The organism is Cognatishimia sp. MH4019 (assembly GCF_020177595.1).
Classification (GTDB): domain Bacteria; phylum Pseudomonadota; class Alphaproteobacteria; order Rhodobacterales; family Rhodobacteraceae; genus JAHTBL01.
In genome coordinates this window covers 254728-274455 of record NZ_JAHTBL010000005.1, presented here as the reverse complement: position 1 = coordinate 274455, position 19728 = coordinate 254728, and the positions used below count along the sequence as shown (strand labels likewise).

The window sequence follows — 19728 nt, the reverse complement described above, 5'->3', positions numbered from 1 at the left end:
GGGTGTCCCGCCTTTCAAGCATTTTGCCGATACCTAACTCCATTGGCTTGCAGACCTAAAAACTTGCGAGCTTTTTGGCGTAGTGCTACCTGATTGCGTAAAAGGAGCGGAAGTCGTTGAGCCGAAAAGTCTTATTCTCTGCGGTGAAAAACGAAGGTTCGACACTCCTTGAATGGGTCGCGTATCACCGGCTGATCGGGTTTGACACGATCTATATCGCCTCAAACGATTGCACAGATGGGACGGATGCGCTGCTGGACGCGATGGAGCAGGCAGAGCTGATCGCCAAACACTTGCCGCATAAGCCTGATCCGCGGTTTGGACCTCAGAGATCGGCGATCATGGCGCTCAACAAATCGGGGCTTTTGCAGGATGGCGATTGGTTCGCCTTTCTGGACGCGGATGAGTATCTAAATATCCATCTGGGTGATGGCTATGTGGACGATCTGATCGTCAAGCTGGGACGCAAGAAGGGGATGATCATTCCGTGGCGTCTGTTCGGCGATGGCGGAACGACCGGGGTGATCCAACGGCAGGTGTCCGAGGACTTCTCGACGGCAGAAAAGCAACCCAGCGGGAAGCCGTGTCACGTGAAATCGATCTTCCGGTACGAGCGCGGTGTGCTGGGGTTTACCTATGGCAACATGCACCGCCCTCAGATTGTTAAAGGCGCCGAGCTGAGCCTTGATGATTTCCTTTTGGCGGGCGATGTGCCTTGGAACGCAGAGCGCGATGCCAATAAAGGCTGGATCGCGGGCAGTCGGTCTGGCGGCTCTGCCTATATTGGCGAAAGCGAGTTCTCGACAGAATACGCGCAGATCAATCATTACGCGGTGCGCAACCCCGATATGTTCGCGCTCAAGAAGAAGCGCGGGCGTGGGTTTTACCGAAAGAAGGCAGCAGATGCGCACCTCGCGTGCGGCACAACGAGAATTTCTACCGCTTGCACAATCTGAACGATGCGGAAGACCGCACGATTTTGCGACACAAGCCGGAATTGGATAAGCTGATCGAAAGCTACCTGAAGAATGAAGCAGTGCGGACGTGCCATGAGCAGGCACTCGACCATATAGGCAAGGAACTGGCGATGACCGAAACAGAAGCCAAACTGGAAGAGGGCGCGTTTTCCCCTTCAACGATCCAACTGGATGCGGAATCGGAAGAGCTTTTCCTCCCGAAGATCACCTTGCCGGAGGCAGAGACGAAATACCTGACAGAGAAGTATCGTGGGGCGCAGACGATCCTTGAATATGGATCAGGAGGCTCGACCGTTTTTGCGGCAACGCTGCCGCATCGTCCGAAGCTTTTTTCGATGGAGACGGATCAGGCCTGGTCGGACAAATTGGGGGCGTCGATCAAGACGGCCTATCCGGACGCCGATATCCATATGCGCTACACCGATATCGGAAAGACAAAAGCCTGGGGCCGCCCCAAGGGCCATAACGGATATATGCGCTATCCGGATTACTCATTCGGCATCTATGACGATCCGGAGTTCGTGGAGCCGGACTTGATCTTGATTGATGGACGCTTCCGGCAAGCCTGCTTTTACGCAGCATTGTTCAAGATGAGTAAACCGGTCACGATACTGTGGGACGATTACACGAACCGGCGCCGATATCACGGGGTCGAGAAGTATTTCAAACCTGTGGAAACGGTCGGTCGTATGGTGCGCTTTGAAGTGGAGCCGATGGCCTTCCCGGCGGAAGATTTGGTTCCTGTTATCAAGGCGATTATGAACAGCGAATAGGCATGGCTGCGCAGACAGGTGTTGATCGTGCTTTTGAAGATGTTGGGAGCTTTGGGTAGATGAGCCCCTACGGTGTTTTCTTCGAAATCACCTATCGGGCGACGCGTTTCTTCGAAACGCTTGGTGGAGCCTAGGGGAGTCGAGGGAGTGATAATAAAATATATTAATATCATATATTTAATTATAATTTGTCTGTCTGAATCGTAGTAAGATGTCGTAGTAAGATCATCGGTTTCGACCAAGTCGTGATGACTCATACTATTGTTTCTTCTTTTTTCCCTTGCACCTTGGAAACCCAACACAGCCTAAGAACGGCCCATAGCGGCCCTTTCGCTCGACCAGCCAGCCATCGTTACAACTCGGACAGGTGGGGTATTCTGCACCACAGCAACACTGCATCATTTCAGTGTCAGCTTGCTTGGTCGGTAACCCGCTTTCGCACTCACCACAGGCGTTCAAGGAGTGCCCGCAGAGATCGGCATGCTCACAACGATACCAAGTGCGACCGTCCTTGGTTGGGAACGCCAACAGATGCCCACCACACTCGCCACACGTATGGGTCACGGGTGTTGTCTCAGACATGCCAATGACGCCGTATTCAGGGTCATCCACCAACTCCGTGACAAATGCAGAAGGCATGGATGCCGACCCCATCAAGGTCACCGTTTTTCGCGCACGTGTCATGGCGACATACATCACCCGCCTTTCTTCGGCGTTTTTAAACGGCTCAGCTTCTGGGGATACCAAGCTCAACAGTGGGTCATCCACAATCTCAGATGGGAAACCCGTGCGTCCCCTGAACAGGCTCAAGATGATCACGTGGTCGGCCTCCAACCCTTTGGATGAGTGGATGGTCTTGAACGTGATGTCGAGCTTAGGGAACTCACGACGCAATTGGGGCAAGCGGTCAGGTGCCAAATGCCGATAGCGCCCCAAAAGCAGGACAGAGGCCTTACGGTTGTCGGGTTGATCATTATCCGAGAGAGACGAGAGGACCTGCTTCAGCTTGGTCTCAGCGTCATGCCGAAACGTCGGTACGACCTTGAGAGCGGGCGTATCGGCGACACCCGCAGGGATCACGGTTTTTTTCAGTTGGGCAGGATTTTGCAAAACGAACTTCTTCGCCGCGTACGCGATTTGATCGACCGACCGGAAAGTTCGACCAAGGTCAACGGTCCGGTGGACGGCAGTTTGGCCATCGAAACTACCGCCGAATTCTTTACCAAAGTCACGCATCAGATTGATGTCCGAACCGGCGAACCTGTAGATCGATTGCCAATCATCACCCACGGCAAAGAGACGGGCGTCACTATGCTGCCCTTTCAGTGCCTTTACCAAACGGCCCCGACTGCGTGAGATGTCCTGAAATTCATCCACCAAGATGTGCTTGAACGGGCTGACGTATCGTCCGCTCTCGGCGTAGCTTGTGGCCCGTAGGATCATATCTTCAAAGTCGATGCGACCGTCCAGCCGTTCTTGGTATTCCGCATAGACTGGTTCAAAGATCGAAAGGAACGCTGTGGCCCGTTTGCCAAGTTTGATCTTCTTACCCTTGGCGGCGCACTCTTCGATACGGTAGCCGCCACCCTTGTAGTGCTTCAGGAAGGTACCGATTAGTTGCACGAAGCTGTCGGCTTGGTTCATCTCCATCACCTGATCGAACAGCGTCGCACGGGAGCGTGGTGCCAGCGTTTCATGCTCGGCGATCTTTTCGGCCAATGCCTCCAGCAGGCGACCTTCCTGCCGTTCATAGCTGAAGGTCTCGATCAGCGTGGTTTCATGTTCGGCATGCACACCGCGCTTCCATTCCATCCCGTCCAGATACTCTTCGCGGTCAACAAATGGTGCCGTGGTCAGGATTTCGGCTCCACTGGCTGTCTTGCCACGTCGCACGCCAAAATGCTCGATATAGACGCCGCTCTTGGTGAGGCGGAAATCGGGGCAGTAGTCGCGGTATCCATCCGCCGAGACCTTGTGTTCATAGTCGGGCTCATACTCGTATTCGATGCCATTCTCGAACAACCAGTTTGCGATCATCAACTCTTCATAGCTCTTTACCTGTTCGCCCTGAAGGGTGCGTAGGTCCAGTTTTTCAACGTATGTGTAATAGTCGTGCTTCTTCTTGAAGTCCCACTCGCTCTTATCGTCGAGACGCGCATAGGAGAACCAGCCCATGATCGCTTTCGACACTTCAGTCGCCGTTTGAACCAATGCGCGAAGGATGTCCTTGATCAAGGCAAGGAACGCTTTGTCATCCGTGGCGTGTGCGGCCAGTGCAGGCTTGCTACCCTCGATAGCACCTATGATGTCGTAGGCGAGTGCATGAAACGTGCGGGCCTCCAATGGTTCCCCGCATTTCTCCTCAATCCGTTCAGACATTTCCTTTGCGGCGTCTCTCGCAAATGCCAGCAGCAGGATTTCTTCAGGTTTCCGTATCCCCGATTTCAGCAGGTACCCCGCCTTTGCGGTGATGACACTGGTCTTACCTGAGCCTGCACCCGCAAGGACGAGGGTCGCATCCTCATCAGCAATGATCGCCGTCCGCTGTTCAGGGGTCAGTGGGTTGCTCTCGAACGTATCGAAGAACTCCTGCCACTTCGGTAGCTGTTGTCGTTCGAACTCTTTGATCGCCAGGTCGCGCATCGTACCTGCGTTGTTCACAAACCCATTGATGGACTGAACTTTCTTGAACCGCTGTTCGCCGATGGCTTCTTCGGTCAGCTTCGAGAGGACTTCAGTGTTTATCTGCCGAGCTTGTTCAAGGATCGGCGACAGAGTGCAGGCCGATGGGTAGCGTAACGGCTGGGATAGCTCAGCAATAGCGCCAAGGATTGCGTCGATAGCCAAACGCTCAGCCTCGAAACGTGATGTATTATGAGCGACCCACTCTGCTGTGATGCTGTCACTGAAGGAAATTGCTTCTGCGTATTTGGCACCTCGAAGCGCCACCTTCGTGCCGTCATCGATGGAAAACTGCAATCTACCCCCGCCAAAACCCTTGGTGACGACTGGTGCCGTAGCGAGGCTGGAAATATGGACGCTTCTACTGTGCTTGGCCGTGACGCGCAGTCGGTCGTTTTGATATTCTAGACTGCGGGCATGGACGCCCAATGGGTTCAGGAAGAAACCAAGTATTGGCTTTTCTTTGATGCGCATCAAACAATGTTATCCATCATTTGCTCGGGATTTCACGTCCTGATAGCTGGTTGGTGTTACCCTCCAGCCATTGTGCCAAAGGGCGATATGCAGCGTTCTTGGCAATCAATCGCTGAAACGCTTCTTCAGCCGCTTGGTCCGCATTGTCATCCCATTGATGAAGTGGCTGCGCTGAAATTGCCGTTGCAACAAGAGTCCAAGGAAGAACCGTGCGCATCATAGCACCATGCGGGTCCCCATCTTTCGGGTTTAGTTCTGCCGCCCTCACAGCATGAATTTCAGCCTGACATAGCACGTCGTTTGATACTCCCCCACACTCTGCAAGCCAAAACATCAAGGGACTGCATTTAAGGCGGTTCCACATCCCTTGAGCGTCTACCATCGTTGGGTGATTGCCTGACTTACGAGCCTGACATTCCTGCACAACCATCCATCCAAGCATATGATCGCGTTGAGATTTGTACCACTTGTTGTGGAAGGCACTACCAATCTTGATGCGCTTCTCCAGATCGGCGGTCCGTGGCGGGTGGCTCTCAAAGGAAAAAACCATTCTCTTGAGTGTTGTGATGTCAATGAAGGTCATGGTGTTTGCGCCTCAATTCGAACTGCTCATCAAATGGGAAGTGTTTCGATTGATATAGGAGTTGGGTTCGGCGTCTAGTGAAGAGTGACTCTTCCAGACGTAGAATTCATCCACTACTTATTTATACGTAGTGTTCGCGTGTTGCGCGAGTTCGTCAGTGCCGAAAGTGAGCCGTGGTCTTGCTGAACGTTTGACACGATCAATTGCCGATCTTGCGTCCATCCCTTTCTTCACCACCTCGATGGTGGTTTCCACAGGCCTTCCAAGTCGCGATTCATCGGGTCAAGGTCTTCGATCTTTTCCCTAGTCCAAGCGATCCATTCAGCGGCTGTCATACCATCGATATCGTCAGCCTGCTCAGTCGGCGTTCGGTGTTCGATAGCATCAACCAAGGCGCGAAGCCGCTGACACTCCTGCCACAATACAGCTTGTTCACGGAAGTGTTTCCACCGACGTGCTTCCAACTCACGCCGCTGCTGTTCCTCAAACTGCTTACGCCTTTCCTCTTCATAACGCAGTTGCTGTGCTTCTCGTTCAGCCTGTTGCTCGTCAAGCCGTGGGCCACATCCCATGATGGTAGCGATGATCTTCGGCAGCAGATCGACTACTGATTTGTTTTGTCTTTCTATCCACTCCAGCTTGCCGCCGCTCACGTACGTGTTGACCGCGATCCTCAGGAAACCCGATGGATGCAACCCGTGTTGGTGGTGGTGTGGGTATGCGGACCAGGATTTATCGACGTCGGACAAGCCCTGCCGCATCTTTTCCTTAATCGCGCATTCAAGTGTGTGGTTTCCAACCTTGATGTCAAACTTGCCGATTATCTTAGCGCCAACAACCTCAGCACCTGCCTTCTCCAAGGCGTTGAAGACCGTGCTCGTTGCTTGGAATCTGTAGCGGTCACGTTCTGTTAGGTCTGGAATTGGGTCCCAAAAATGGCCCAAGACCTCACGCCTACGTTCCCGCCGCTCTTGCCACCGTTGAGCCTGGTCGTCACGATGTTGTTTCACCCATGCTCTGACGGAAGGGTGAAGACTCCTGAAGCTATCTAGTTCGGTGATTTTTGCCACCGCGTTCAAGGCTTCCTCTTGTGCATCGACTACGGCATCGGAATGTGATGGCTTAGGTGTCAGAGGCGTTATGACTATGACATCTGATTTGCCTTCGGGAAGCGGTGGCAGGGGGGTGATCTCGACCAGCCCTCCCAAAGACAATCTGGTCCAATGGCCTTGTGGCGGACGCGGTATTTCATGGCGGTCACATAGTTTGGCGAGACCCGTGCCAGTCATCCCAAACTCCACCGAGATTTCTTTCAGCGGCTTTTCCCAGACCTTCTGATGCAGTTCCATCCGTGTTGTTCGTATTCGCGGCATCATGTTTATTCTCAGCGTTCTTCACTCGGCAGAAGCACCGCTTAGTGCACACCCCACCCAGTGCTTTGCAGATGGTTGTAGGCAAGATTGATTTGTCTGGGTGTGAACTTCTTCTTCCGCTCATTCCACGAGTGCGTCAGTCGGATTGCATCCTGGACATCTTCGGCCCCATCGTTGTGGATGACCCAATGCACGGTTGCCAGAAGCTCCATCCCAACAGGGGATTCGAACCCGTCAACCAGGTCACTCACCCGCTTAAATCTTGCATGGGTGTCGGCATGATCTTCCAGGAACCGCGACGCCTCGGCCATTGCGCCAGGGACCAACTCAATTTGTTTCTCTGGAATATCACCACCGTCCGCGTAACCAGATACGAGGTGACCTTCGATACGATTGAGAACATGCCGAAGGTTTTCAGCGTAGGGGCCATAGTGATGTTTTTTGTATTGCAGCTTGAGTGGTTCCCCCGCCACCTGCATGAAATACATCAACTTGTGCAGTTCGATCAGCGTCACGAACGGGTCGAGTAACCCAGAAAGATATCTGTCCACCAATGTGACGAGTGTAGCTCGACCAGGTGACATCGTGGGCGCATCGGTTGACCTCGCCATCACCTTTGCATCAGGGACACCTCCTGGTTCGAAGACAAGTATGTCCACCTCCAGGTCGGACAGGGCTGAGTCGATGGCGGCCTTTACGTCTGACCAGTTCAATCCACCTAGTCCACTTCCAAGGGGTGGGATGGCAATCGACTGAATTTCACGTTCAACGATCTCCACCTTCAGAGCCTGGAGGCCAGAAATAATATCCTCCATCCTGCTCTTACCACGCCAATGGCGTTTCGTCGGAAAGTTGACGATTAAACGGGGACCTGTGAGGGCTTTGCGTTCCGTGATGAACATCTGGCCAGGAACAACTTCACCTTTCTCACACGCAGTGCGGTATTCTTCATAGTTCGACGGGAAAGCTTTCTTGAATTGCAGTGCAATTCCGCGCCCCATAACACCAACGCAATTGACCGTGTTAACGATAGCATCAACATCAGCACGAAGAACGTCGCCTGTCGTATATCGAATCATTTCACGCCTCCCCGCGCATTAATAATACCAATTTCGAAGTATTTTGACTTCAGGCTTGTGCGGCAAGCCAGAGATCAACCGCGTCACCTTCTCGCCCTGACTTTGCGAATAAACCCCAATGCCCAGGATTCGTCGCCAAGGGAAAGACTCTTCGATCAAGAACTCCGCCTGCTTGCCTTCCTTTATATCTCTGTCTACGCCGTTGCCGCCCCAACGGGTTGCTTTCACCGCGTCCCAGTTGATTTCATCCAGTTGATCCAGGTCAGCACGGTCCTCGAAGTAACCAGACCCTGCGTTTGACAAGGTGAACGCCCACCGACGGTCTTTTCGTTCCGCCCATTTGACTGCCTTGGGAACGTCAGCAACGAGATGAATGATGTCTTGCTGGCCGCCTGTGTAGGTGATCTCCTGATGGTTCCCCATGTGCAGCAGATATAGCATCACCGAACGGGGGCAGAAGTAGAAGGGAACGCATGAGCCGACTGCCAAGCCTGGATGTGAACTGAGTTGCGAAGTCAGCCTGCGATCCTTAATGCTCTGCATCCCGACAGTTGTTCCAGGTGAACCGCGTCGGCGGGTTTCTGCATCAGACCAAAGGCAGCCATCCTCGATGATCGAAGGCAGGCGATCTATATGCACGATGTGGTAGATGTGTATTTTTTCTGGCACCTGTGTCATGCCTGTTTATCCCGTTCGGCAGAGACCTGGGTAGCACTGAGGCGCTCGAACTCTTCAACCGAGCAAACCACCGCAACTGGGCGTCCATGCTTCTCGATAACGACTGGTTCCAGCCTCGCATCATCGATCATCTTACCAAACTGGTTCTTGGCATCTTTTGCGGAAAAGTTCTTCATATGTTCATATAAAGCTATTTTGGCTACTATGTCCATATGTCGGCTGGAGTAGTGCTGAAGTAGAGTCGCGGTAGTTGCCACATACAAACTGACGGAGTGAACCGCCTCACCAGCCATATTCTCGGAAACGGTCGTTATCCGAGTTCTCGATTGACCTGACTGACCATACAGTCCTGGCTCATAAACCACAGGTTCTGGATATTATCGATTACCCCTATCGAAACATTCGTGTCATCCCGCTATGATGCCGATGAGTTTTGAGAAGGAGAGTTGATGAACATCGGTTACGCACGGATCAGTACGGACACCCAGACCCACGACGCCCAAATTTCGGCATTGAAGGCTGCGGGATGTGAAAAGATATTCACCGAGACCGCATCTGGTGCGAAGAGAGACCGCCCCGTGCTGGCCGAAGCGTTAAAATACCTTCGTTCAAACTCCGACGATAAATTGATCGTATTCAAGCTCGACCGCGTCGCCCGCAGCCTCCCGCATCTCATTGACACCATGAACGATCTCAATGAACGAGAAATTGGATTCCAGAGCCTGACCGAAGACATCAACACATCTACACCTGGTGGAAAATTGCTGTTTCACATCTTGGGTGCAATATCTGAATTTGAACGCGACCTTATCCGTGAGCGTACCCAAGCTGGATTAAAGGCCGCAAGGGCTAAGGGCCGCATCGGTGGGCGACCACGCCAAATGACAGAAGACAAGATCAACGCGGTTCGTGAACTGCTGGCCACAGGGACGCCGGTCAAGGACGCCGCCGCCGCCGTGGGGGTGTCGGTACCCACACTGTATCGATGGCTACCAGGTACGTCTCGATGAACCCGTATGCTTGGGTGGTGTCCATTAGGATTGATGTCCGCAAACGAATAGACTGCATTGTGGACGCCATGGTTGAGGCGGATCGGTGCGTCCGTTGATGCATAACCTAACGGTCATTGTATTGGCGACTTGCCCGCAATCGATCCGAAGTTGTGTCCAAGTAACTCTTGGATAGGTCGATCCCGATCCCGCTGCGTCCAAGTCGTTGCGCTGCGACGAGGGTCGTGCCTGTTCCAACGAACGGGTCGAGAACAATGCCACCTATGGGGCATGTCGCCTTCAACGGGATGTCGCATATCGTTTCGGGAAATGGCGCGTAATGCGCAGTCCGTCCCGTGGATCGCTCTGGCGACAGATACCAGACGTCGCCCGGCATGCTGCCCTTGGGATCGTAGCGAAGAATGTAAAAACCATCTCGGTCCAGTCGTTCGGCACGAGATGAGGACGATTGCTCATCTGAGTGGGTGGTGCGGTTTTGGCCTTTGATGACCAGACGAAAGTCATGAAGTCTCCCGTGGGCCAGATCATCGAATGCATTGGTAACGCTAGAGCGGGCGGCATGTCGTTGACCATCCGTTAGCAGGTCAGCTTGGTCGATGCGTGTCAGGCACGCTGACTTGGTCAGGCCGGTGGCTGTTGCAACCTCTCCGGCTCCCAGACGCGCAAGTGCTGGTGGTACCCTGATGGCATCGTCGTCGAACCAGTAGTCAGGTTGTTTAACGAGGTGGAAGATATGTTCATGCCTGTGCGTCAGCCGATTGGTCGATCTGTTCAATGATCCGCCAGTCTTTGACCAAATAACATCATTTCTGACGAGCCAGCCGCAATCTTCGACCATACCCAGCACCAGCCGCCATGGGATGCCCAACATGGATGAGTTGGAATAACTGTCATCGATGTTCAGCCAAAGGGAACCACGGGCTTTCAACACTCGGTGGGCTTGACGAAACACGGCGCGAAGGTCCTTGAGATACGCCTCGACGGTTGGCTCTTGGCCGATGCCACCCGCCTTATACACCCGTTGGCCCCAGTATGGCGGTGAGGTGATAATGCAGTCTATGGTTTCCGATGGCAGACTGGACAGTGTGCTATGTGCGTCGCCTTGGAGCAGGGCGTAGTTTGGATCGTTCTCCTCACCCGATTGCAATACCGACAACAGACCATTGTGGTTCATAACATCCCCGCTCAGGGGTTCCTTGATGCGGTCAGTGGTTATCAAGCTGGGTTTCAGACGAAGTGCTGACAGGCACGCAGTCAATGTATCAAGGCGACCCCGAAAGTGGTTTTCCAGAGCAATGATAGTTCGATGACTGACCCCGATCTGCTTCGCTAAGTCCCGCTGACTGATGTCGAGCATCCGCCGACGGGAGGCTAGAGCATCTCCGGGATTGCGTTCATCAATGTTCAACCAGTGCATTCTCAGTGCAAGTGCATCGAGACATTTGAGGAAAGAGTTGATGTTTCCTCGCCCAGTTTCCAGTAGCCTTATGGTTGGTATCGCAATGCCTGCCATCTGCGACATCGCCTGCAAGGTGATGGCGTTATCCTTGCGATGAATTCGCAAAAGCTGCCCGAAGTCTTGATGCATATTTATTTCATATAGACGAAGTCATGTGCCATAAACATGCATCACCGTCCGACCGTTTGACAGCGAAGATTTGCGGCTCTTTGTTCTACACCAGTTGGGCCGCTCTGAGATTTTCAGGCGGCTTGCGAGAATTTGCTGCTGTGGTGGTCACGTGTAGCCCGTCGGCCACTGGCTATGGCCCCCGAATTTGGCCAGTTAGCCATGCCACCCCGGCGAAAACCGGTCTTGCCACACGGGCGACCATTTTTTTCACGCCGTGCAGAATTGGGTATTCATCATAATGGGATAGCCCGATCCAGTTTAGAAATGAGTGACCGTCTGATGGTAGCTTCTCAACCTGTTCTTGATGAACAGACGTGGAGGGGCATTCATTGCTGATCTGTTGGAACCCATAGAAGTCATCAACTTCACAGAGAGGGCCACACTGACAGGTATCATCAATTGGAAAGAAGCTGTGACATGATGAACAGTAATCTTTGATTGGACCATTCACACCACCTGTAATGACAAGATTTGGATTAGAAGCGATCTTGTCTGTCAGCCAAACCCACTCAGCATAGCCTTCAAGCATCCGCTCATCTGTTGGTGGCCTGTAGTGCTTCTTCGTTGAATACCCAGCAACACCGATCACATCGGGCCGAACGTCTTTTTCATCTGGGTCTGCATACATCGGCAAGACACGCACTTGGTTAACGCCCGAGAATCGCGAAATGCGTTTGCCGGACCTGTGTGTGTGGAACCCCAGTTCAATGGATCGCGGCACACCGCCGGGTACATAGATCATGCCATGAAAGTGGACTTTGTAGCAGACAGCCTTATCCGCCATGCCCTCACGCCAGCTACGGTCCAGTAAGAGGTCATCGGCCACATCTTCGACCAAAACCTGCTCGACCTCGGGAAACATTATCCAAATAGCATGGGGGAAGCGATTGCGAATAAAGCGACTAACCGACTGGCCGTCAGTTTGGACAGCTTGCAACGCCTGTTCTTTCGTTAAGGAGATGGATGTCACAACGGTAGCATAGCCAACATTGCCAAGTGAGCATTCATGTATCTTCCTCATCGCTTTCAACGCACGCCCTGAGAAACGATCCGAGGCACGGCGGGCCTTACCTTTCGGTACACCAGACTTTCTGGCTTTCCATAGCCCCCTCAATACGGGCCCAGAATCTTGAAGGAACCATGGTTTACCGCGACGGACATCGAGGTCGGATAGCTCATCATAATTGAGTTTCTGAACGACTTTCGTCGCACGCTTCAGCCACTTGTCCGACCCCTTCTTGAAATGCCCCATCCGCATGTTTTGGATGTTGTATTCGAGGCTTGTCATACGCCCTGACTTCTCCATCTCAGGCGCAATCGTCCTGTTCATGGCGAAGGAATTGGTAGTGGTAAAACCCAAGTTGCCGTCTCTACATTCTGTGACGCTTGATCAAACGTCTGGTTCATCAAAGGTCCGACAGATGTCAGACTTTGAAGTATGTAGTCGCAACTCCACAGTTTATGTATCTTTAGGGGGTTTTCTCTTTGATTTGATAAATACTGCTGAGGAGTCACATGCCATGAAAACCCAGACCAAGCTCAGCGTCAGATCAGTATCACCGCTCACACAGGAGCGACTACGCCAACTAAAGGCCTACACTCGCCTACCGTATGGCGCACTGCTGGATGACAGCGTAGAGGCGCTGTGGGAGGCCTATGTAGACGATGGTCACGACGTAGCGAGGGCAGAGCCGTCGCGGTGATAGCAGGCCTTTGAGGCCCGTGAGCATAAGGTTGATACCCGATCCAATCGCTCGACGCATGGTTGACGACACAAGGCGGAGCGGAACGGCGACTAAGCGTTCTTGGATCGGGTAATAGGAAAAGTGAGCGGGTAGATGCGCCAATTCAAGTGCCTGAACAAATTATCCAATGCGCCTAGATGAAGTGCCGTCAGTAGTGAGGCCGAGGCTACCTGTTGGGGGGCAGCGAATGCTCACGATGTGGTTGCATTGCTGAAGCCCAGTGTCGGAGTTGCAGCCTATGCTGGGACAACGCTGTCCGTATAAGCGTCCATAAAAGACGCTAGGTTTGTAACGCGTCGAACACGTCGTACGCGCCCCGTTTCACGTTCAAGGTCCTGTTCCGCCTTGGCGAACACTTGAACCAACTGGCCCATGCGCCCTGCGATCCCCGGTGCGCCTTCGACGTCCTGCCAAGCGCTCTTAACAAACGGCCAAAGCAGGGCTTCATAGACGAAATCCGTGAGCGTCATCGGCTCATCATTCCCCCATGCCATAGGCAGTTGCTGCAAAAAGCTGAGCAGGTCTTCATCGGCGATTTCCGCAAAGAATGCTTCAGCATCCCGTGCGATGTCTTCGCCTGATTGTGATACTGAGTAGATCGCCATTCCATGTTCCTCTAACACTGGTGGTTCCCCTGTATTTAGGCGTTGTTGGGCTGTGGTAAGGAATGATCGTAGCGCCATTGCATCGGGAAGGTGCATTCAGGGATCGATCTGGCAATGCGTGTCAAAGCGGTGAACGCCGTCTCGGTTGATCAGTTTCAATCTGGCCTTGTAATGCCACGTTACGTCCAACGGAGACTTCCCTACCGCCAACCTTTCCGCATTCCGCAGCCACAATCGCTGAAGGATGCGTTGCTTCTGTGCGGCTGTTACCCGCTGTTCGCTGGGGCCATTTTGGTTCATTCGTCAGGAACGAGTTGGATCATGATCGTAAGCGGCCTTATATCGTTGACCAAAAGAGACTCTCACCGCCCTGAATAATAACAACTGGCCGCCATTCCCGAGATCGCCGGATACTGCTCAAAGCGGGCAATCTGTTGATACCTGCGGTCTGGCGGAAGACGCACCCCGAACTCTCTTTCCGAGATTTCATATAGGTTCAAAGCAAGCTGCATCACGTGAGGCCGCGCATCGGCGGGGTTGGTCGTGATGTTGTTGCCCCTGTTACCGACGGACCGAAACGCTTGTAGGTCGTTGATGCCCAGCGTGGTCTTGTCCACGGCGGCACGGAATCTTGGGCCAAGGGTCTCGTCTGCGAAGAAATCATATCCCCACTCTCGGGCAACGAGGGCATAGGAAAGCGCAACATCGACGCCATAGGTATGATACCAAAACCCCCGCACACCACGGTATGAATTCCGATAAATATAGCCAGACGTCTCAAAACGGCGAATGAACTCAGCCCGCCGTGTGCGCAGTTCACGATCTGCCAACCGCATGTCGTTCGTGAGCGCGGCATATGCCAGTCGGGCCATACCCATGTTACCCAGATCGTAGATGCCCTCCTGATCCATCTCCACCGCATCAACGACAAAGCGGCGATAGGCTCGGTCAAACCACGGCATCAGCACCTCTCTGTCTTCATCGGTGACATGTGGCTCAAGAACGGCGGTCGAGATCATTAGCAAGGCATACATCCTTGCGACGAACATCGGTGTAAACTGTGCGCAAGGGGAGTTTGGCCCGTTGGCATAGCAGTCGGTCAGTTGTATCGCTTGCGGGCGTGTTATGAGGCTCGGCTCGTTAGTGTAGCGGCCCTCAATCGCCATCTGCCTTAGTCCGTCGATGATGGTGCGTGCCAATTCGACGTCATTGGCAGCGGCAGCGGCGTAGCTGTTGAACAGGACCGGTTGCCAATGCACCCTGAAGTCATCGAACTTCACGGTCATGGACGTCGATTGTCGCAGGTCCGAAATGTACCGTTCGCTGTTCACACGCAAAGCGGTCAAGGCCCTTTCGGCTGACGCCACGCTTGCCCTGCCGCCTCGGTTGTCACGGGTGCAGCTTGGGCCAAGTTGTTCCGCGATGAAATAAGTTGGCTTGGTTGCACGACTGACATCAGGAGTGCCTGTGACCGTGTCCATGCACCCCGACAGAGCGAGAATGCCCGCCAGCATTATCTTTCGGATCATCCTGCGTCCTTCTCTCTCGGTTGTGTCAACGGCGTTTGCGCCAGTATGTTCGTATCAGTTTAGGGCGATTTCATGTCGGACACTTGATCTACTGCGCTCGGCCATCCAGCGTGAAGCGGATGCTTTTGATGTAAACGCTTGCGAAGGGATAAGTGGAGGTCTCAACGATCTCCACGTCATCAGCGTGATCAACAGAAAACTGCAACCGGCGAAACATCTGAGACGAGATTTGCGCCCCTGCATGGTCTGCCTCTGCTGCCGCTTCGATGCAGCGGGTCACCTCAGCGCGATCATTGCCGAAGAATAGCCAATAGATGACAAACCCAATTGCCAGAAGGATACCAAGGCCAAGCGTAGTGTCTTGCATGGATGGGTCATCGGCCTTCTTCGCTTTAGGATCATTGCTGCTCATGGTTTCGTCTTTCTTGGTATGGGTTGGCTGCGCCGCTCATCATCGAGAAGAACCATGGGGCTGCATGGCGTCACACAATAAAGCCCTGCTAAGTCGTTTGGTGTGACCTGACCGTTGGTTTCCTCGTAGATGCGTCGGACCAAGGACCTCCTCGGCGTCACTGATCTATCGACAACACGGCTGATTGTTGCGGCTGTCGTGCCAACGCGGCTGGCGAACATTGCCATGGTCAGATTATTTTTCGTGAGGAAATCATTGAGTTGCATATTATGTATTAGTTACGTGTGACGCAATTGATTCGCAATAGGTATCGAAAATCATGCTGTCACTCTGTTACGTGCCGTGTAATACTCCACTCAAAGTCATGCTTGAGGTGGTGCAGTGTCGTTGCACGCAAAAATCAAAGAAGCCCGTCAGCAATGCCAGATGTCACAGGCACATGTGGCTGAGGCATTGGAAATCACGCCTGCGTCTTACTCGCGGCTTGAGGCTGGGCTGTCAGCAATCACGACCGAACGTCTCAACGATTTGGCCCAGATTTTCGATGTCTCTGCTGGTGCTTTGCTGGAAGGTTCAATCGTGAGGCTCCCGCACCGCCTGGACATGGATCGCCTCCGAATGGTTGTGACGGAGATCGAGAACACAATCGCCAGTCTCGATGCCCGCCCATCGCCCGAAAAAGTCGCTGATGCTGTGGCTGAGGTCTACCAGACCGAGATCGAGTATGTTTTTAATCACCCTAAGCAAGAATTCGATCCATCCCGCCATCGGCGGTTGATTGAACTCATTTTCAGGAAGTAGCCCGTGAACGCTGTCGAGATTGAACAGGCCATCAGCGAATTGGCCGACCAGCCATATGATGCTGCCGAGTTCCCGTTTGCCTTCCTCGAATGCTTCGACAACAGCGATGCGCGGTCCAAGAAGCTGCGCAAGGGCACATCCAACAAGTCTGACATCAATGGGGTCTTACAAGTCGGCAACATCCACATAAAAACTTGTGACGCCGGGCGTGTCCCTGAAACGCTGACCGAACTACGTGACAGCAAGGCCACTCAGACCAAACGCAACAAGGTGCGGTTCGTGCTGGCCACAGATGGGCAACACTTCGAGGCAGAGGACCTGATCACCGGCGATATCGTCTCCTGCACCTATGACGACTTCCCCAATCACTTCGTGTTCTTCTGGCCACTGGCTGGTCTGAGCAAGACCAAACAACTCAGCGAATCCGAATTCGATGTGCGGGCCACCCTGCGGCTGAACAAGCTGTATGTCACCCTACGGTCCGACAACCCCGACTGGGGCACACCCGAACGCCGTCATGAGATGAACCACTTCATGGCACGGCTGATTTTCCTGTTCTTTGCCGAGGATACCGACATCCTAGTCGGTGACGACCTCTTCACCAGTACGGTCGAACAGATGGCCAATCGCGATGGGTCCAACACGCATGAGGTCATCGGCGAACTTTTCCGTGCGATGAACACCCCGATCAAGGATCGTGCCTCCGCAAACCTGCCCCGCTGGGCGGATGCCTTCCCATATGTAAACGGCGGTCTGTTCTCGGGCAGCACGGAGGTGCCGCGCTTTTCTCTGATCGCGCAACGCTATCTGATCAAAATCGGCAACCTGAATTGGCAACGGATCAACCCCGATATCTTCGGCTCTATGATCCAGGCCGTCGCCGATGATGAGGAGCGCTCAAAGCTGGGTATGCACTACACCTCGGTGCCGAACATCCTGAAGGTGCTGAACCCTCTGTTCCTCGATGATCTGAACGACCATCTGGATCGCGCCGGTGACAGCCCCGTCAAGCTGCTAAACCTGCGAAAACGCATGTCCAACATCCGCGTCTTTGACCCTGCCTGTGGGTCAGGCAACTTTCTGGTCATCGCGTACAAGCAGATGCGAGAGATCGAGTTTGAGATCAACAAACGGCGGGGAGAGGCTGACCGGGCGTCGGACATCAGCATCCAGAACTTCCGTGGGATCGAACTGCGGGACTTCTCAGCCGAGATCGCCCGTCTGGCCCTGATCATCGCAGAGTATCAATGCGACGTGCTGTACCGTGGACCCAAGGTCGCACGGGACACCTTCCTGCCGCTGGATGCGCGGAACTGGATCACCCAAGGCAATGCCCTGCGGTTGGATTGGCTGGACGTGTGCCCGCCAACCACCAAGGGAGTAAAGCTTACATCAGACGATCTGTTCGACACTCCACTGGAGCAAGCAGCGATTGATTTTGAGAACGAGGGGGGTGAGACCTATATCTGTGGGAACCCACCATACCAAGGTAGTGTCAATCAAACCGCGGAGCAGAAAGAAGACATGAAGAGGGTCTTCGCTCCTGTATTCAAGCGATACAAGGACCTCGATTTTGTGGCGGCGTTCATGCTTCTTGCGGCCCGCTACAACAACCAGACTGGTGCAAGTAGCGCGTTGGTAACGACCAATTCAATTGCTCAGGGTGAGCAGGTTGCCATGCTTTGGCCTCTAATATTCCAGCAAAACAATCGCATCAGCTTTGCTCACAACTCGTTCCTATGGTCCAATCTCGCTAGTAACAAGGCTGCGGTCACTTGTATTATTGTTGGCCTCTCAACACGGTTCGATGCGAGGCGTTTGTATGAGGACGGATCGGTCAAAACCGTACACTCCATCGGCCCATACTTGATCCCAAATTCGGAAAGCGTCGTTACAAAGCGCTCTTCTGCTCTGCATAGCCTCTCAAAAATGGACTATGGCAACAAGCCAACTGACGGTGGAAACTTAATTCTCAATGGCCAACAAAAGAAAGAGCTATTGGCTTCTCACCCGCAATCGCGTCGGTTTTTCCGAAATTACGTCGGTTCACAAGAGTTTATCCGAGGCGGAATCCGACACTGCCTTTGGATTGACGATAGCGAGAAAAGCGAGGCGACCGAGATCGGTCCGATTTCCAAACGAGTTGAGCAAGTCAGACAACTAAGAATCGCAAGCCGTGGCAGCCAAGCCAACAAAGCTGCGCAGACACCGCATAGGTTTGTCTTCACCCCGCATACCGATCAGAAATCCATATTGGTTCCCCGTCACTTCTCTGAGAATCGAGAGTATCTCACGGTGGGATACATCGACGGAGGGCAGACCGTTATCGCGGACTCCGCATCAGCAATTTATAACGCCACTTTGGTAGATTTTTCGGTGCTCTCATCCGCGCTTCACCTAGCATGGACTGCCGCCGTTGGAGGTCGAATAAAATCTGACTATCGGTATTCAAGCACTTTAGTCTGGAACACCTTCCCCGTCCCCAAGCTCACCGAAAAGAACAAGGCCGACCTGACCCGCTGCGCAGAGGATATCCTGCTGGCCCGCGAGGCGCATTTCCCCGCCACAATCGCCGACCTCTACAAACCCGACGCCATGCCCGAAAACCTCCGCGCCGCCCACGACCGCAACGACGAGGTGCTGGAACGCATCTACATCGGCAGACGCTTCCGCAACGACACGGAACGGCTGGAGAAGCTGTTCGAGATGTACACGAAGATGACGACAAAGGTGCCGGTATGAAGTGTTGGGCTTGTCAGAGTGAACTGGCTGAAAACCAAAAGTTCTGCTGTGAGTGTGAACACTGGCAAAACTGGCGTCGCTATTTTGGGTTTTCCACCACGGTATTGTCGCTGCTAGTTGCCCTTATCTCTGTACTGGGCGTGGTAACTCCAATCCTGATGGACGTGATCAACAAAATCGACGTTCCCGTCGTTGAAGTCTCTGGTTCACATTCTGAGAACTACCAAGCTTTCAGCATTCAGGTGGAAAATCTCTCTGATAAGCCGGTTGTGTTTCCGTCCCTGTTGCGGTGTTTTGAGGCTGATCCACCCGAAGAACGCAGCTTCGCCGTTTATATATACCAAGCCTCTAGCAGTTCATTCGTCCGCGATGGAGAGGGGACAGTGGTTGACTACGTATTTTCACAAAGCATGCATACGTCCGAGCGAAACACGATTGAGCTTCCAGCGTCGGCAAAACTGCGCTGTGAAGGTTTTTTTCGCCGAGCCAATGGGGAAAAAGTGGTCATGCGATTTACGAGCAAGACGCTACTCAATTTTTGGTTGGAACGAGATTCCGAGCAATACTATCCCGGAGGCCTCTAGAGCAACATGACAAAGTTAATCCCCTCATCCATGGTTACCTATCCTCAGACC

Annotated in this window: 17 protein-coding genes; 6 read left to right on the top strand and 11 right to left on the bottom strand. The window is 53.3% G+C overall.

Going from position 1 to position 19728, the window contains the following annotated elements; all coding sequences use genetic code 11:
* The first annotated feature begins 116 nt into the window (after positions 1 to 116).
* Together KUW67_RS11305 and KUW67_RS11300 are read left to right on the top strand one after the other, a co-directional pair.
* Positions 117 to 956, top strand: a complete 840-nt coding sequence (locus KUW67_RS11305; protein ID WP_224825412.1) for a glycosyltransferase family 2 protein — start codon at positions 117 to 119, stop codon at positions 954 to 956.
* Complete coding sequence (locus KUW67_RS11300; RefSeq protein WP_224825411.1) at positions 944 to 1750, top strand: hypothetical protein; 807 nt, start codon at positions 944 to 946, stop codon at positions 1748 to 1750. Before KUW67_RS11305 ends, KUW67_RS11300 begins: the two co-directional genes overlap by 13 nt.
* 258 nt (positions 1751 to 2008) lie before the next feature.
* On the opposite strand, the gene KUW67_RS11295 is transcribed toward KUW67_RS11300, so the two are convergent.
* The 6 genes from KUW67_RS11295 to KUW67_RS11270 form a co-directional block, all read right to left on the bottom strand.
* The gene (locus KUW67_RS11295) at positions 2009 to 4906 is read right to left on the bottom strand and encodes a UvrD-helicase domain-containing protein (RefSeq protein WP_224825410.1); all 2898 of its coding nucleotides are present in this window, start codon (positions 4904 to 4906) and stop codon (positions 2009 to 2011) included.
* A gap of 16 nt (positions 4907 to 4922) precedes the next feature.
* Positions 4923 to 5489 carry a hypothetical protein gene (locus KUW67_RS11290; protein ID WP_224825409.1) on the bottom strand — a complete coding sequence of 189 codons (567 nt, stop codon included), beginning with the start codon at positions 5487 to 5489 and terminating at the stop codon, positions 4923 to 4925.
* A gap of 230 nt (positions 5490 to 5719) precedes the next feature.
* Positions 5720 to 6838 (bottom strand): hypothetical protein, encoded by a 1119-nt coding sequence (locus KUW67_RS11285; protein ID WP_224825408.1) that lies wholly within the window; start codon positions 6836 to 6838, stop codon positions 5720 to 5722.
* Between the two features lie 65 nt (positions 6839 to 6903).
* Positions 6904 to 7941 (bottom strand): macro domain-containing protein, encoded by a 1038-nt coding sequence (locus KUW67_RS11280; RefSeq protein WP_224825407.1) that lies wholly within the window; start codon positions 7939 to 7941, stop codon positions 6904 to 6906.
* Positions 7942 to 7959: 18 nt separating this feature from the next.
* Positions 7960 to 8619 (bottom strand): DUF4433 domain-containing protein, encoded by a 660-nt coding sequence (locus KUW67_RS11275; RefSeq protein WP_224825406.1) that lies wholly within the window; start codon positions 8617 to 8619, stop codon positions 7960 to 7962.
* A complete protein-coding gene (locus KUW67_RS11270) occupies positions 8616 to 8912 on the bottom strand; it encodes a type II toxin-antitoxin system Phd/YefM family antitoxin (protein WP_224825405.1) in 297 nt (98 codons plus the stop codon). Before KUW67_RS11270 ends, KUW67_RS11275 begins: the two co-directional genes overlap by 4 nt.
* Positions 8913 to 9065: 153 nt before the next feature.
* On the opposite strand from KUW67_RS11270, the gene KUW67_RS11265 reads away from it, so the two are divergent.
* Entirely contained in the window at positions 9066 to 9629 is a 564-nt protein-coding gene (locus tag KUW67_RS11265; RefSeq protein ID WP_370634968.1) for a recombinase family protein, read from the top strand.
* Positions 9630 to 9735: 106 nt separating this feature from the next.
* On the opposite strand, the gene KUW67_RS11260 is transcribed toward KUW67_RS11265, so the two are convergent.
* The 5 genes from KUW67_RS11260 to KUW67_RS11240 form a co-directional block, all read right to left on the bottom strand.
* On the bottom strand, positions 9736 to 11217 hold the full coding sequence (locus KUW67_RS11260; protein ID WP_224825403.1) for a DNA methyltransferase: 1482 nt from the start codon (positions 11215 to 11217) through the stop codon (positions 9736 to 9738).
* A 172-nt stretch (positions 11218 to 11389) separates the two neighbouring features.
* Positions 11390 to 12619: a hypothetical protein gene (locus tag KUW67_RS11255; protein WP_224825402.1), complete on the bottom strand. Its 1230-nt coding sequence runs from the start codon at positions 12617 to 12619 to the stop codon at positions 11390 to 11392.
* A gap of 621 nt (positions 12620 to 13240) precedes the next feature.
* Positions 13241 to 13609: a hypothetical protein gene (locus KUW67_RS11250; protein ID WP_224825401.1), complete on the bottom strand. Its 369-nt coding sequence runs from the start codon at positions 13607 to 13609 to the stop codon at positions 13241 to 13243.
* Positions 13610 to 13971: 362 nt separating this feature from the next.
* Positions 13972 to 15138, bottom strand: a complete 1167-nt coding sequence (locus KUW67_RS11245) for an alginate lyase family protein (RefSeq protein WP_224825400.1) — start codon at positions 15136 to 15138, stop codon at positions 13972 to 13974.
* 88 nt (positions 15139 to 15226) lie between these two features.
* Positions 15227 to 15550 carry a hypothetical protein gene (locus tag KUW67_RS11240; RefSeq protein ID WP_224825399.1) on the bottom strand — a complete coding sequence of 108 codons (324 nt, stop codon included), beginning with the start codon at positions 15548 to 15550 and terminating at the stop codon, positions 15227 to 15229.
* Positions 15551 to 15931: 381 nt separating this feature from the next.
* On the opposite strand from KUW67_RS11240, the gene KUW67_RS11235 reads away from it, so the two are divergent.
* Genes KUW67_RS11235 through KUW67_RS11225 form a run of 3 tightly spaced genes read left to right on the top strand, consistent with a single transcriptional unit; the run spans position 15932 to position 19677 of the window.
* Positions 15932 to 16351: a helix-turn-helix transcriptional regulator gene (locus KUW67_RS11235; protein WP_224825398.1), complete on the top strand. Its 420-nt coding sequence runs from the start codon at positions 15932 to 15934 to the stop codon at positions 16349 to 16351.
* A gap of 3 nt (positions 16352 to 16354) precedes the next feature.
* The gene (locus KUW67_RS11230) at positions 16355 to 19093 is read left to right on the top strand and encodes a DNA methyltransferase (protein ID WP_224825397.1); all 2739 of its coding nucleotides are present in this window, start codon (positions 16355 to 16357) and stop codon (positions 19091 to 19093) included.
* On the top strand, positions 19090 to 19677 hold the full coding sequence (locus KUW67_RS11225) for a hypothetical protein (protein WP_224825396.1): 588 nt from the start codon (positions 19090 to 19092) through the stop codon (positions 19675 to 19677). The genes KUW67_RS11230 and KUW67_RS11225 overlap by 4 nt, the downstream gene beginning before the upstream one ends.
* Positions 19678 to 19728 lie beyond the last annotated feature (51 nt).

Bases quoted from the DNA above. Each gene is read 5' to 3' on its own strand.
- KUW67_RS11290 (WP_224825409.1), bottom strand. From the start codon at position 5,489: ATGACCTTCATTGACATCACAACACTCAAGAGAATGGTTTTTTCCTTT.
- KUW67_RS11295 (WP_224825410.1), bottom strand. From the start codon at position 4,906: ATGCGCATCAAAGAAAAGCCAATACTTGGTTTCTTCCTGAACCCATTG.
- KUW67_RS11275 (WP_224825406.1), bottom strand. From the start codon at position 8,619: ATGACACAGGTGCCAGAAAAAATACACATCTACCACATCGTGCATATA.
- KUW67_RS11250 (WP_224825401.1), bottom strand. From the start codon at position 13,609: ATGGCGATCTACTCAGTATCACAATCAGGCGAAGACATCGCACGGGAT.
- KUW67_RS11240 (WP_224825399.1), bottom strand. From the start codon at position 15,550: ATGAGCAGCAATGATCCTAAAGCGAAGAAGGCCGATGACCCATCCATG.
- KUW67_RS11225 (WP_224825396.1), top strand. From the start codon at position 19,090: ATGAAGTGTTGGGCTTGTCAGAGTGAACTGGCTGAAAACCAAAAGTTC.
- KUW67_RS11285 (WP_224825408.1), bottom strand. From the start codon at position 6,838: ATGGAACTGCATCAGAAGGTCTGGGAAAAGCCGCTGAAAGAAATCTCG.
- KUW67_RS11260 (WP_224825403.1), bottom strand. From the start codon at position 11,217: ATGCATCAAGACTTCGGGCAGCTTTTGCGAATTCATCGCAAGGATAAC.
- KUW67_RS11270 (WP_224825405.1), bottom strand. From the start codon at position 8,912: ATGGCTGGTGAGGCGGTTCACTCCGTCAGTTTGTATGTGGCAACTACC.
- KUW67_RS11245 (WP_224825400.1), bottom strand. From the start codon at position 15,138: ATGATCCGAAAGATAATGCTGGCGGGCATTCTCGCTCTGTCGGGGTGC.
- KUW67_RS11280 (WP_224825407.1), bottom strand. From the start codon at position 7,941: ATGATTCGATATACGACAGGCGACGTTCTTCGTGCTGATGTTGATGCT.